The following is a 228-nucleotide window of genomic DNA, read 5'->3' on the forward strand; positions in this document are numbered from 1 at the left end:
GACCCAGGCCTCTGCCTCATGGTCGGTGACCATACCGTGGCCACCCTGCCAGATGGAGACCTTGCCTCCGCGGATGGAGGCGTCGGGAACCGAGTACTTCTCGTTGTGGTAGAACGTGTTCATCGTCCACTTTCCGTAGACGCCTTCCAGGCCCTGCACCTGCATGACGTAGGAGGACGGCTGATCACGGTAGTAGTACAGGGCGGAGGAGGCGTTCACGAGGGTGTA

The 228-nt window shown here is 61.0% G+C and carries 1 protein-coding gene; it reads right to left on the bottom strand.

Annotation, left to right across the window (positions count from 1 at the left end; all coding sequences use genetic code 11):
* Positions 1-228, bottom strand: a 228-nt coding sequence (locus QP415_RS13270) for a hypothetical protein (RefSeq protein ID WP_285100380.1), incomplete at both ends; no start/stop codon positions are given.

The sequence above is a fragment of the Pauljensenia sp. UMB3104 genome (genome assembly GCF_030217285.1).
GTDB lineage: Bacteria > Actinomycetota > Actinomycetes > Actinomycetales > Actinomycetaceae > Pauljensenia.